Source organism: Parasphingorhabdus sp. SCSIO 66989 (genome assembly GCF_032852305.1).
In the GTDB taxonomy this organism is placed as follows: Bacteria; Pseudomonadota; Alphaproteobacteria; order Sphingomonadales; family Sphingomonadaceae; genus Alterisphingorhabdus; species Alterisphingorhabdus coralli.
In genome coordinates, this window is record NZ_CP136594.1 from 522419 (window position 1) to 535516 (window position 13098).

A 13098-nucleotide genomic window follows, 5' to 3' on the forward strand; every position below is an offset into this window, starting at 1 on the left:
GTGGAAACGAGCATTACGTGGCTGTGCCCTCCTCTGTGGCGACGCCATATTCCTCAGTAGGGAGATCGGCAGCAACCCTTTCGCAGACCGTCGCGGCACAGCAGCAAATGGCCTATTGGGAGCATGTGCGCTTTACTCCTCTGGCACCTGCATCTCCTCCTTCGGTCTTTGCCGAGCCAGTTCTCCATGCAGCGCCTGATAGGTTTCGTCTCAACCAGCTGGCCGAGCGTGTGGCTAAGCTGCGGCCCTTTTCACGGCCGGATCGTTTTGCCATTGATAGCTGGCTGTTCGCGCGTCCCGGTGGCGGCGTCAGCGCAATTGGCGGACGCTCGCAATATGGCGGCAGTCAGGGTGGAGCGATTTTGCGCTATATGCTCGGCAATGGCAGGCCATCAGCGCCCATGCTGTTTGCGCGCGCGACCCGGGCTTTTGCGGGGCCGGCGCAACCAGAGCTGGCTGTGGGTGTCAGCGCGCGGCCTGTGCCAAGCATTCCGGTTCGTATCGCGGCCGAGCAGCGTCTGGCGCTGGATGAGACCGGATTCAGCCGACCGGCCATATATGCTGTGACTGAACTCGCTCCCATGACTTTGCCGGAAGGTGCTTCGCTCAGCACCTATGGGCAGGTTGGCCTGATCGGCATAGAATCGCCCGCCTATTTCTTTGATCTGCAGTTGGTGGCGCAGAAGCCGATCATCCAAGGGAAGGACCGCACAGTCTCTATTGGCGCAGGTGTGTGGTCCGGCGGACAGGGCCCAGTGGATGAAGATGGCGGTTCAGGCATCGCACAGGTGGCCCGGCTGGACGTCGGTCCGCGCGCTGCGTTTAACCTGTCGGTTGTCGGCCAGCCTGCACAATTGGCTGTCGATTGGCGTCAGCGGATTGCCGGCAATGCTGATCCCGGTTCCGGCCCGGCGCTCACTTTGTCCACACGATTTTGACGGACCTCGCCAGAAAGGCTTGATTTTACCAGCCTGCGGTTGGTTATAGACCTTCCGGTTACGCTCTAAAGCGACTAGGTTGCAGCCAGTCATGGACGTCTATCTTCCCATTGCCAGTCTATCGGTCAACGCGCTTGTGATCATCGGTCTTGGTGGTCTGGTTGGCCTTTTGTCCGGCATGTTTGGTGTTGGCGGGGGGTTTCTGACAACCCCTTTGCTGATCTTCTATGGCATTCCTCCAACAGTTGCCGCCGCCTCGGCTTCAACTCAGGTGACCGGTGCCAGCGTTTCGGGTGTTATGGCCCATACTAAGCGCAAGGCGGTGGATTATCATATGGGCGGGCTGCTTGCCGCAGGCGGGCTTGTCGGCACATTGTTTGGAGCATTGCTGTTCCGGTTGTTTGAATCGCTCGGCCAGATCGATGTCATCATCAATGTCATCTATGTGCTGATGCTCACCAGCATTGGCGGGCTGATGGCGCGTGAGAGTATCCAGACGTTACGCACCATGCGTTCGGGCCAGCAGGTCGCTGTGCGCAAGCGGCGGCACCACCCATTGGTGGCTAATTTACCGCTGCGTTGGCGTTTCTATCGCTCCGGTCTCTATATCTCGCCTCTGGCTCCTTTGATCCTTGGCTTTGTCACTGGCATTTTGACGATGCTGCTAGGCGTTGGCGGCGGTTTTGTTATGGTCCCTGCCATGCTCTATCTGTTGGGCATGGGCGCACAGGTTGTTGTTGGGACCTCGCTCTATCAGATCCTGTTCGTCACCATTGCTGCAACCATGGTCCATAGTGTGACTACCAAAGCGGTCGATATCGTCCTCGCGATATTGCTGTTGCTTGGCAGCGTGACCGGCGCGCAAATCGGCGCGCGCATCGCCCAACGTCTAAAGCCGGAATATCTGAGGCTGGTTCTGGCGACGCTGGTACTGACCGTTGCGTTCCGGCTTGCCCTGGGGCTGGGATGGCAACCCGATGAGATTTATTCGGTGGTTGTGGAATGACTCTGGCGCACCGTATCCTGTTGGCTTTGGCCGGTCTGTTGTTGCTGACCGCAGCCGATGAGCCGGTTCTGGTACCCGATGTATCAGAACGCGAGATCAATATCCGCTATGGTTTCACCGGTGCGGAATTGCTGCTCTTTGGCGCCATCTCCTATCCCAACGCTGCCCGTCCCCCTGATGCGGAAACGGATATTGTTGTCGTGCTGCGCGGTCCGCCGCAGGCAATCATTGTAAGGGAGAAGCAGAAAATCGCCGGCATATGGGTCAATGCCGCCAGCACCGAATTTCGCTCGGCACCTTCCTTCTATGCGATTGCCGCGTCGCGACCGCTGGAAGACATTGTCGATGACCGCACCGCGCTGATCTATGAATTTGGTCTTGATAAGTTGCAACTCTCACCGGGGGGCACGATTGATCCGGAGGAGCAGCGTCGATTTATCGATGGCTTGGTCGACCTGAACACGCGCAACCAGCTATTTGATGAACGCAATAATGGCGTCACCATTGAAAAAGGGCTGCTTTATCAGGCGCGGCTCGAAATCCCGTCAACTGTGGTTGAAGGTACATATGAGGCAGAGACATTTCTGGTGCAGGATGGTGTTGTGGTGGCAGCGGAAATCCGCGAAATTGAAATCGGCAAAGTCGGTTTTGAGCGCGCCGTAGGTGTTGTTGCCGAGGATTATAGCTGGGCCTATGGCCTTGCGGCTGTCATCATTTCCCTGCTCTTTGGCTGGGCAGCAGGGCTTATCTTCCAGCGCATATGATCCTTCGATACCATGCTCTATTTCGTGCCAAAATGACCGGTAAAATCTTTATTTACCATATGCCGCTAAACCCGTCTGCCTGATAGTCTATGACACAGGATGATTTATGGCCGATATGGGGCAACATAGTTTTGGGAAATTCCAGCCCGCGTCACCGCGGGACCTTCCCAGAGAGCTGAGACAATCGCGCGCCATTGAGGAACTGGTCATTGGCGAGGTCATCGAGATTAACGGCTCGGGCAGTCAGGTTCTGATCGATTCTTCGCGGCTGGAAGCTCTGACTGATGATCCTGACCCGAGTATCTCCATGGCGGGTCAGGTCGGCAGTCAGGTAAAAATCCGTCTTGGCAATCGTTGGTTGCTCGCCAGTGTTCGCACTCAGCGCATGCACCAGCGTGAGGCTGGACTTATCGTCGCCCAGATCGACTTTCTCGGTGAAGGCGATGAGGAAAAGCTGACCGGTAAAATCTATAATTTTCGTCGCGGCGTAACGCGCTATCCGGTTCCAGGCACGAAAATCTATGCCGCCACCAGCCATGACCTGAAACAGGTCTATGCCTCGGATGGCCGCGCCAATATCGAGATTGGCACCGTCTACCCGACCAACGATACCCGCGGCGCGCTCTATGTCGATGCCATGCTGGGCAAGCATTTCGCGCTTCTGGGGTCAACCGGTACCGGTAAATCCACCTCGGCGGCGCTGATTTTGCACCGCATCTGCGATCTGGCGCCCGAGGGTCATATTGTGATGATCGACCCGCATGGCGAGTATTCCGCCGCCTTTTCTACCAATGGCGCGCTTTACGATGTCAGCAATCTGGCGATGCCCTATTGGTTGATGAATTTTGAAGAGCATTGCGAGGTGTTCGTCACCTCTGAAGGGCAGGACCGGCAGACCGACAGCGATATTCTTGCCCGTGCCCTGCTCGCCGCGCGCGCCAAGAACCGTATTGCCGAGTCGATCAGCAAGCTGACGGTGGATTCCCCCGTCCCTTATATGCTGTCCGATCTGCTTGCGAATATTCAGGACGCCATGGGCAAGCTCGACAAGTCGCACAGCACAGCGCCTTATATGCGCCTCAAAGGCAAGATTGAGGAGATCAAGGCCGATCCGCGCTATGCCTTCATGTTCTCCGGCATGTTGGTGGGCGACACCATGGCGAGCTTTATCTCCAAGATTTTCCGCCTGCCGAGCGAGAATAAACCGATTTCGATTATCGATGTGTCGGGTGTTCCGTCCGACATAACCTCGACAGTCGTTGCCGTGCTGTCACGGCTGGTGTTCGATTATGCGATCTGGAGCCGCAATGAGCCGCAGCGTCCCGTGCTGCTGGTCTGTGAAGAGGCGCACCGCTATATTCCGGCCAGCGATGTCGAGAAGAGCGTGGTGCGTGATGTGCTGTCGCGTATCGCCAAGGAAGGCCGTAAATATGGCGTCTCGCTCGGCCTGATTACCCAGCGCCCGTCTGACCTAGCCGAGGGGGTGCTGTCACAATGCGGCACCATCATTTCGATGCGCCTAAACAATGAGCGCGACCAAGGCTATGTGAAGGCCGCCATGCCCGAGGGTGCGCGCGGTTTTCTCGATTCCATCCCGGCGCTGCGCAACCGCGAATGTATTATTTGCGGCGAGGGTGTGGCGATTCCGATCCGCGTATCCTTCGACAATCTGGAAGAAGAACGCCGCCCTGCCTCGGATGACCCCAGCTTCAGCGAATTGTGGAACCAGACCGGCCAGGAAGAAGAGATTCTGGAACGCGTAATCGGCCGCTGGCGCAATCAGGGGCGTTAGAACACCGACCTGTCTCACCGTTCGCGTCGAGCGAAGTCGAGACGCTTCGCGCAACGATAGCTGTCTCTCGACTTCGCTCGAGACGAACGGATAGTGGCTCGTTGCTCAAGTGCCTCTTGTATCACCAAATAGGTGAATATGCTGCCTGTCGCTAAACGAAAAACCATGCTTGATGGCTAGCGGCGCGAGCCATTCGCCGCGCACATGCAGAGTGACGCTGTCTGTGCCTTCGGGCATCAGATAGATGCGCTCTTTCGGGATATTGTATTGTTCTTGTAGTGCCAGCACTTCGTCCAGATCGCCAGGCTCGGCAATCACAAATTTGAAGAACGCGCGCTTGTCGGTTGCATAAAAGCTGAGTTGCTCATCCACCAGCGCCAGCTCTGCCGGGTTGCCGCTATGCGTCAGCTTGGGGCTGACATTGAACTGGTCAATACGGATATCGAGCCGCGGCGGTACCGGGGTGGTGCCGTTGGTCTCTATCTCCACCGTCATCAGATCAAGCGCTTCGAGCAATTCGGCCAGCGCCGGTGCCTGTAGAAGCGGTTCGCCGCCGGTGACCACCAGCCGGTTCATGCCAAGGGCGGAAATTTGCTCGGCCACAGCGGCGACATCCATTGTCACCTGATTGGCCTTGCGGTCAAAGGTTTTGCCATCCCGATGAGGCCTGTCATCGTCGTCAAAATGCCAAGTATAGGCGGTGTCGCACCATGTGCAGGCGAGGTTGCAGCGTGAAAGGCGGACAAAGGCGACCGGCTTGCCCATGCTCGGCCCCTCGCCTTGAATCGAAGCGAAGATCTCCGCTTCGCCGGGCTCAGTGGTGGCAAGGGTAAGCTGCGGCATAACCGTTAACCGAGCCGCGCCAATGCTGCTGTCAGCCGCTCCGCCTCGGCGGATTTTTCGGCATGGTCCGCGCGCGCTTTTTCCACCGCTTCGGGCTTGGCGCGTTCGACGAAATTGGCATTGCCCAGACGGCCTTCGAGCGATTTTGCTTCTTTGCTGACGGCTTCCAGTGCTTTGGAAAGCCGCGATTTTTCGGCTTCAATATCAATCACACCTTCGAGCGGCACGGTGATGGTTTCCCCTTCGACCACCAGCTGCATCGAAGCCCCCGTAGGCGCCTCGCCAAATTGTGCAGCGCCGATACGCGCAACACGCTCCAGCGTCGATTGCAGCGCAGTGACGCGCGGTTCCAGGCTGGTCGGGAACCAGCAATCCAGCTTGGCACCGGGCGCGATGCCCAGCTCATTCTTGGCACTGCGCATGGCGGTGGTGAAGCCGATAATCCAGTCAATCTCGCCCTTGGCGTCCGCGTCAATGGCGGCGCGTGGGCTGGGCCATTTGGCGGTGATCAGATCATAGCCGCGTAGCGCATCGTCCGAGGCCATGGCATGCCACAGCTCTTCGGTGATAAACGGCATAAACGGATGCAGCATCACGAAAATCTGGTCGAGCACCCATCCCGCGACCGCGCGGGTCTCATCGGCATCTGCACCGCCTTCGCCCTGTAGCAGCGGCTTGATCAGCTCAAGATACCAGTCGCAAAAGCGGCTCCAGGTGAATTGGTAAATGGTGTTGGCCGCGGCATCGAAGCGCAGATCGGCAAGCGCCTTGTCGAGCGTTTGCAGCGTTTCCACCACCTCGCCGATAATCCAGCGATTGACCGGCAAGGTCGCTTGCGGAGCGGCCAAACTGGTGCTGGCGGCAATGCCATTGCTTTGGCAGAAGCGCGCCGCATTCCACAGCTTGGTGGCGAAGTTGCGATAACCCTCGACCCGCTTCTCATCCATTTTGATATCGCGGCCCTGGCTTTCCATCGCCGCCATGAAAAAGCGCAGCGCATCGGCGCCATATTGCTCGATCAGGCCGAGCGGATCGACGGTATTGCCCTTGGACTTGGACATTTTGCTGCCATCGGCGGCGCGCACCAGCCCATGCAGATAGAGCCGCCGCCAGGGAACCTCGCCCATAAATTGAATGCCCTGCATCGCCATCCGCGCATCCCAGAAGAACAGGATATCAAAACCGGAGATCAACAGGTCATTGGGGTAATGGCGTTTCAGGTCGGTGGTTTCTTCGGGCCAACCTATTGTGGCGAAGGGCCAGAGGGCGGACGAGAACCAGGTATCGAGAACATCCTCATCGCGATAGAGTGTGAGTGGACCACCGCTTAGAGGGGTAATGGAAGATACAACAGCTTCTTTGAGGGTGTCGGCAAAAGCGATCTCATCTGCCGGTATGCCATATAGTTCCGCGGCTGCTTGTCGGACCTCGTCTTCACTTTCTGCAACAAAAACGTGAGGATTCTCAAAGAATACTCTTTCCTCATCTGGGTGGAGATGCCCCATCTTCCAGCGTGCCTCCCGGTCTTCTGGGTTAGGCCCATACCAAACCGGGATTCGATGGCCCCACCAGAGCTGGCGCGAGATGCACCAAGGCTGGATATTCTCCATCCAGTTGAAATATGTCTTCTCCCAGCTTTTGGGCACAATCTCAATGCTGCCATCACGCACCGCCTTGATTGCGGGCTGCGCTAAAGTCTCGGCATCAACATACCACTGATCGGTCAGCCAGGGCTCGATCACCACATTCGAGCGATCACCCAGCGGCGTCATGATTTTGCGCGGCTCGGCGTCTTGCTCAATCTCCTCACCTTTTTTGGTCTTGGCGATATGCGGGATCAGCAGGCCCTGTTCTTTCAGCATCGCCACCACCGCCTTGCGCGCATCAAAGCGGTCCATGCCGATCAGCTCTTCGGGCACCAGCCCATCGGCGGTGTTCACCACATTGGCATCGCCATCGAGCATATTGAGCATATCAGCGGGCTTGATCCCGGCACGTTTGCCGACTTCAAAGTCATTAAAGTCATGCCCCGGCGTGATCTTCACCGCGCCTGAACCCAGTTCCGGATCGGCATGCTCATCGGCGACAATCGGGATCACGCGCCCGGTGATTGGCAACACCACCCTGGCCCCGTTCTCGATCAGCGCGGCATAGCGTTCGTCCGACGGATGCACCGCCGCCGCCATATCGGCGAGCATGGTTTCGGGCCGGGTGGTGGCGACGACAATATGGTCTTTGCCATCCGCCGTCGTCGCACCATCAGCCAGCGGATAGCGGAAATGCCAGAAATGGCCATTCTGCTCGACATTCTCGACTTCCAGATCGCTGATCGCGGTTTTCAGCTTCGGGTCCCAATTGACCAGTCTTTTGTCGCGATATATTAGCCCCTGATTATAGAGATCGACAAACACCTTGGTGACGGCGCGGGTAAAGCCCTCATCCATGGTGAAGCGCTCATTCGACCAGTCCATCGAGCAGCCGAGACGCCGCAACTGGCGAGTAATGGTGCCACCGCTCTCGGCCTTCCATTCCCACACCTTGTCGACAAATTCCTCGCGGGTGAAATCGGTGCGCTTCTTCTGCTCTTCAGCAAGCTGGCGCTCGACCACCATCTGTGTCGCGATCCCGGCATGATCGGTACCGACGACCCACAGCGCATCCTTGCCCTTCAATCGCTCATGCCGGATGATGATGTCCTGCAAGGTATTGTCGAGCGCATGGCCAATATGCAGCGAACCGGTGACATTGGGTGGCGGATTGACGATGGTAAACGGTTCGGCATCATCGCGCGCTGGCCGGAACTGGCCCGTTTCTTCCCAATGGGCATACCAACGCTGCTCAATCGCAGCGGGGTCAAATGTCGTGTCGAGTGTCATGCCATGCCTTTGGCATTGGTTTAGTTGGGAAACAACACCCTAAGCCAGAATCGCGTCAATCTCGGCATTGGCGCGGGCGCGCAGCTGTTGCTTGCATGCGGCGAAGCCGGGCTGGGCGTTGAGTGTTTGTGCCTGCGCGACTGCTGTTTCGATCAGCTTTGCGGTATCGCAGAGTTCATCCGCCAGCCCCGCCAGAATCGCCTGTTCCGGGGCCAAGAGTTCCGAAGACAGCGCAAGCCGCCTGCGCCAGACCGGGTCCATCCAATAGTCGAGTATGATTTGCGGTACGGGCGGGAAGGGCAGGCCCGCCTTGGCCTCGGGCAGGCCGATCTTGTAATCGCCTTTCGCGGCGACGATCCAGTCGCTGGCCAGCGCCATAATGCCACCGGCACCGATGCAATTGCCGTTGACCGCTGCGACCAGTGAACAGGGCAGACGGTGCAGTGCGGCGCAATAACTGTTGATCGCGGCGACAGCGCGTTTGACGCCCGCTTCATCCAGTGATGCCGCGACTTTGGTGTTCATACCGCAGGTAAAATGCTCGCCTGCACCGGTGAGTACAACGCCGCCTTTGGGTGGGTCTTTCACGAGCTGCTCGAACACCTTTGTGCCTTCCTCAAGCAGTTCTGGCAGCAATGTGTTGCGGTCCGGATTGTTGAGGGTGACGACGACGGTATCGCCATGGCTGCTGGTCGGGAAGTAGCTCATTCGCTTGTCGCTTCCGGTTTCAGCCAGCGATCAACCCAGTCGAACACTTCCTGATGCCAACGCACACTATTGGCACCTTTCAATATCCAGTGATTCTCATCGGGAAAGACCAGCAGACGCGACGGGATTTTCTTCTCCTGCAATACGGTGAACGCCATGAGCGATTGACCGTATGGGACGCGGAAATCCTTTTCGCCATGGATCACCAGTGTCGGCGTCTGCCAGTTGGCGACATGGTTTGCGGGGTTCCATTTCTCATACAGGTCGCGCTGTTCCTCATAGCTGCCGCCAAAATCCCAGCGCGGGAACCAAAGCTCCTCGGTGGCATAATAGAAGCTGCGCATATCGAACAGGCCGGCATGGTTGACGATGCATTTGAAACCATCATTCCACTGGCCGGAAATCCAGTTCATCATATAGCCGCCATAGCTGGCACCGAGCGCGCAGCCATTTTTGGTGTCGATTTGAGGGTCGATCTCCGGCAGCGCGGCAAGGCCGAGTTTCAGGTCAGTGAGCGGTTTGCCGCCCCAGTCCTGATTGATCGCATCCATAAAGTCCTGCCCGTAACCCGATGAGCCATGGAAATCGATGGTGACCACGGCATAGCCCTGTGCTGCCATAACCTTGGGGTTCCAGCGGGTCGACCAGCTATCGCCAAAAGAACCTTGCGGCCCGCCATGGACGAGGAACAGCATTGGCAGCTCGGCCTCTTGGCTCTCCGGCTTGATGATCTGCCCATGCACCGTGTCGCCATTGGCTCCGGCGAAGGAGAAGCGGCGGACACTGACAGGGTCAATATTCGCCAAGCGTTCGGCATTGGCCTTGGTTATATTGCTGGGCTCCTCGCCGATTTGCTGCGTATAGATATCGGTCGGGCTTTGCAGCGAATTCATGGTGTAAACATAGCCGCCATCTACAGGTACGACATTGCTCACATTGCCCTTGCCAGTAACACGCGTCACGTCGCCGCTGTCGGCATTGACGCGAAAGGCCGGATGATCGAGCACATCCTGCGCGGTGACAACCAGGTTTTCCCCGTCTGCTTCCCATGCAATTGAGCCGACCGAGCGGTCCCAATTCTTGGTAAGCGCGGTGCGCGTTTGCTTGTCGATATCGAGCACGGTGAGTACTAGCCGGTCGCTCTCATAGCCGGGGCGCGCCATGGCGGCATAGGCGATGCGATTGCCATCGTGCGAGAAAGCCGGGAGCGTATCAGTGGCGTCATTATCGGCGGTGATATTGACCGTCGGTCCCTTGCCATTGGCTGCGGCGAGATAGATATCGGTATCGGTTGATCCCGGCTCATCGGCGTCGGCAACGCGCATGGTGAAAGCGATGGTTGAGCTATCAGGCGACCAAGCGATTTCCTCGCCACCGCCAAAAGGCTTGGTCGGGCTGTCGCCTTTCAGGCCCTTCATAATATCGACACCGCTATCCGGGATGATCGTGCCATCCTCGCCGATGGAATAGACAAAGATGCGCGAATATTCGCCCGGGACTTCCCAGCTCGACCAGTGGCGGACAAATTGCTGATCATAGGCGCGGCCGGTGTCTTTGGCGGCGCTGTCGGGCTGCGGGTTCTCGGGCCGATTGCCGCGGGCAATATCGGTCCAAAGCGCGACCTTGGTGCCATCGGGCGAGACCGCAAAGCCGGAAACATCCAGCGCAAGATCGGAGACCTGCTGCGGGGTGGCGCTAGGATTTGTGATGCGCCAGATTTGTTCGCTGCCGCTCTTGTCGCTCAGAAAGTACAGATATTTGCGGAAGAGTTCGTCGCGCATATCCGGGTTGCGGGCAAATTGTGGACTATGCTCACTCGCATCATCCAGATCGGCGACTGGCTTGGGCTCTTTGGTGGAGGTACCGGAGCCTGAAACAGGCGCGATGTAATAGAGACCCGTGCGGCGCTCATAGCTGTCCGGATCGGTGGACGTAATGCTGTATACAACGGTCTGTTCGTCCTCATAGACCGTAGGCGCACCCACGCGATCCAGCGTGGCAAGGTCCTGCGGCGAAAGCGGCTCGGCAAGCGCCGGAGCGGTGACGGTGAGAGAAAGGGCGATGGCCGCGCTGGCGGCGGTGAGATGCAGCTTTTTCATAGCGCCGCACGCTAGCAAAACTGCTGATGAAAAAAAGGAGAATCTAGTATGTGCCGGGTCAGCCGCGCTTGCCGGTGATGCGGGCAATTTCCTTTGCCACCAGCTCTTCGACCATAGTCGGCAGGTTATCGTCGAGCCATTGCTGCAACATCGGGCGCAGCAATTCGCGCACCATGCCTTCGATCGAAGTCTCTCCCGAGCGCACAATTTGCGGGGCCTTGCCGGGTTCAGAAAGCGTAGAAAGCGCCGCCAGTGATTCACGCACCGCCTCCCCCGAAGCGGGATTGACCAAGGGCTCGTCGGTCTGCTCTTCGACGGTTTCTGTCAGTTCGAGCACAGTCTCTTCGGCACCTTGAGGCTTGGCCGCTTTCTTCTTAGTGCGTTTCGGTTTGGTCAGCGCAGCATCGTCCTCGGCCATCACCTTTTTGATGGAGGCCAATATATCCTCGACACTGGGTTCGGGTTCTTGCTGCGCCATGGATCACCTTTTTGCTTCAAGCACAGCCTATAGCCTCTGCGTTCCTTGTGGTGCAAGGGCATCGCACATGCCGATAGCTCGTCAATGGATGAAATGCTTATTTGTCTATTGGACCATAGGTGACGGTCTGTGCCGGGGTTTCATCGGTGCGCGTAGCCTCGGCCGTTGGGTCCGGGTCGGTGGCAAAGTCGTTCAATTTGCCGCGCACGCGATCATAATTGACTTCAGGGTCATAAAGAACCCCGCCATCTAGGCCTAGATCACGCGCTTCTGCTCGACCCATGGCGGCCAGCAAGGTGAAACCGGCAACATAGGCATTGCGCCGTGCGACCACCAATTGCGCCTGCGCGTTGACCAGTTCCTGCTCGGCATTGAGGATATCGAGAATGGTGCGATTGCCGACACTGTTTTCCGCGCGCACGCCTTCGAGCGAGAGTGCATTGGCATCCACCGCGCGTTGCGCTGACTCAATCACCTGCAATGAGGCCTGCCAGCTGGCATAGGCGGCGCGGGTCTGGGCGATAATATCGCGTTCGACCGCAATTTCCTGTTCAATGGCGACGCCCGTGCGCGCCTGTGCCTGTCGAATCTGTGCACCCGGGCGCCCGCCCTGGTAAATCGGTACCGTCAGCGATAACCCCACCTGCGCATTAGACTGTTGCTGGATGAAGTTGACGCCAGGAATATTGCCGCCAAGCGAGCCCAGAAAGTTGGCATAATCACCCGAAGCAAAGGCGTCGAGTTGCGGTTTGCGGGTGCCGCGCGCAGATTTCACATCATACTCGGCTGCTTCAATCTGCTCCTTGGCCGCTTCGATATCCGGGTTGTTTTCCAAGGCATAGCCGACCGCCGCGTTGGGGTCTTCCGGCAGGCCGGGCAAGGGAGGCGGCGGCGCCAAATTCTCCGGTGGCCTGCCCACCAGCTGGATATACACTTCCTTGCTGCGGATCAGATTGGAAATGGCGGTTTCCAGATCGCTGCGCGCGGTTTCGAGCCGCGCCTCAGACTGGGCAACATCAGTGCGGGTCAGATCGCCAATTTCAAAGCGGTCTGAGGTTGCCTGCAAGTTGGTCTCGAGCACATCGACATTGTTGCGGTTGAGTCGGACCAATGCCTCATCGCGAATGACATCCATGTAAGCGGCGACGGTCTGGCTGAAGATCGAGGATTCGGTACCACGCAGCGTCGCCTGTCCGGCATCGACCCGTTCTTTTGCTGCCTTGATCGCATTGCGGACCTGACCGCCGCGATAGACCGGAACATTGACCTCGACGCGCGCCGTCAACTGTCGTGCGGGCGCGGCAAAGGCGTTGGCGTTGACCAGAAAGTTCTCTTGATAGATCGAGGTTGCGCGCGAATTGGGCCGACCATCAGCCAAAGCGATAGGCACGCCCTCATCGGTCGCGCGCTGCTCGGCACGTGCGCCTGTCAGCGTCGGGTTATTCATATAAGCGGCAACCAGCGCCTCGCGCAGTGTATCCGCCTGAGCCGGAGTCGCGGCCAGCATTGTTACTGCCAGAATCGGTGCAAGGGCCGACCAGCGCATGGCCTTTATTCGGCCTGCTTTGTCTCTGAACTGCGGCATTGGGGTATT

10 protein-coding genes are annotated in these 13098 nt (G+C 58.0%); 4 read left to right on the forward strand and 6 right to left on the reverse strand.

The genetic code is table 11. The annotated features are described in order from the left end of the window. Positions 1 to 17: 17 nt before the first annotated feature. The 4 genes from RB602_RS02375 to RB602_RS02390 all read left to right on the forward strand — a co-directional run bounded on the left by RB602_RS02375 (position 18) and on the right by RB602_RS02390 (position 4500). Positions 18 to 938, forward strand: coding sequence for a hypothetical protein (locus RB602_RS02375; RefSeq protein ID WP_317082611.1), 921 nt, complete (start codon positions 18 to 20; stop codon positions 936 to 938). A 91-nt stretch (positions 939 to 1029) separates the two neighbouring features. Beyond that, complete coding sequence (locus RB602_RS02380) at positions 1030 to 1944, forward strand: sulfite exporter TauE/SafE family protein (RefSeq protein ID WP_317082613.1); 915 nt, start codon at positions 1030 to 1032, stop codon at positions 1942 to 1944. Continuing rightward, entirely contained in the window at positions 1941 to 2708 is a 768-nt protein-coding gene (locus RB602_RS02385) for a TIGR02186 family protein (RefSeq protein ID WP_317082615.1), read from the forward strand. Before RB602_RS02380 ends, RB602_RS02385 begins: the two co-directional genes overlap by 4 nt. Before the next feature lie 106 nt (positions 2709 to 2814). Next, entirely contained in the window at positions 2815 to 4500 is a 1686-nt protein-coding gene (locus RB602_RS02390; RefSeq protein ID WP_317082617.1) for an ATP-binding protein, read from the forward strand. 105 nt (positions 4501 to 4605) lie between these two features. Here RB602_RS02390 and RB602_RS02395 read toward each other — a convergent pair whose 3' ends face one another. The 6 genes from RB602_RS02395 to RB602_RS02420 form a co-directional block, all read right to left on the reverse strand. Next, entirely contained in the window at positions 4606 to 5343 is a 738-nt protein-coding gene (locus RB602_RS02395) for a 7-carboxy-7-deazaguanine synthase QueE (protein ID WP_317082619.1), read from the reverse strand. Between the two features lie 5 nt (positions 5344 to 5348). Next, complete coding sequence (locus RB602_RS02400; RefSeq protein WP_317082621.1) at positions 5349 to 8219, reverse strand: valine--tRNA ligase; 2871 nt, start codon at positions 8217 to 8219, stop codon at positions 5349 to 5351. 39 nt (positions 8220 to 8258) lie between these two features. Then, a complete protein-coding gene (locus tag RB602_RS02405) occupies positions 8259 to 8927 on the reverse strand; it encodes an enoyl-CoA hydratase/isomerase family protein (RefSeq protein ID WP_317082623.1) in 669 nt (222 codons plus the stop codon). Beyond that, positions 8924 to 11026: a S9 family peptidase gene (locus RB602_RS02410; RefSeq protein WP_317082625.1), complete on the reverse strand. Its 2103-nt coding sequence runs from the start codon at positions 11024 to 11026 to the stop codon at positions 8924 to 8926. The genes RB602_RS02405 and RB602_RS02410 overlap by 4 nt, the downstream gene beginning before the upstream one ends. Before the next feature lie 58 nt (positions 11027 to 11084). Further along, a complete protein-coding gene (locus RB602_RS02415) occupies positions 11085 to 11504 on the reverse strand; it encodes a DUF2497 domain-containing protein (protein WP_317082627.1) in 420 nt (139 codons plus the stop codon). 97 nt (positions 11505 to 11601) lie between these two features. Then, the gene (locus RB602_RS02420; protein ID WP_406568387.1) at positions 11602 to 13089 is read right to left on the reverse strand and encodes a TolC family outer membrane protein; all 1488 of its coding nucleotides are present in this window, start codon (positions 13087 to 13089) and stop codon (positions 11602 to 11604) included. Positions 13090 to 13098: the final 9 nt, after the last annotated feature.

What these genes read in the sequence shown, in the direction of transcription:
- RB602_RS02395 (WP_317082619.1), bottom strand. Translation starts at nt 5,343, where the DNA reads ATGCCGCAGCTTACCCTTGCCACCACTGAGCCCGGCGAAGCGGAGATC.
- RB602_RS02420 (WP_406568387.1), bottom strand. Translation starts at nt 13,089, where the DNA reads ATGCCGCAGTTCAGAGACAAAGCAGGCCGAATAAAGGCCATGCGCTGG.
- RB602_RS02385 (WP_317082615.1), top strand. Translation starts at nt 1,941, where the DNA reads ATGACTCTGGCGCACCGTATCCTGTTGGCTTTGGCCGGTCTGTTGTTG.
- RB602_RS02405 (WP_317082623.1), bottom strand. Translation starts at nt 8,927, where the DNA reads ATGAGCTACTTCCCGACCAGCAGCCATGGCGATACCGTCGTCGTCACC.
- RB602_RS02400 (WP_317082621.1), bottom strand. Translation starts at nt 8,219, where the DNA reads ATGACACTCGACACGACATTTGACCCCGCTGCGATTGAGCAGCGTTGG.
- RB602_RS02410 (WP_317082625.1), bottom strand. Translation starts at nt 11,026, where the DNA reads ATGAAAAAGCTGCATCTCACCGCCGCCAGCGCGGCCATCGCCCTTTCT.
- RB602_RS02390 (WP_317082617.1), top strand. Translation starts at nt 2,815, where the DNA reads ATGGCCGATATGGGGCAACATAGTTTTGGGAAATTCCAGCCCGCGTCA.
- RB602_RS02415 (WP_317082627.1), bottom strand. Translation starts at nt 11,504, where the DNA reads ATGGCGCAGCAAGAACCCGAACCCAGTGTCGAGGATATATTGGCCTCC.
- RB602_RS02380 (WP_317082613.1), top strand. Translation starts at nt 1,030, where the DNA reads ATGGACGTCTATCTTCCCATTGCCAGTCTATCGGTCAACGCGCTTGTG.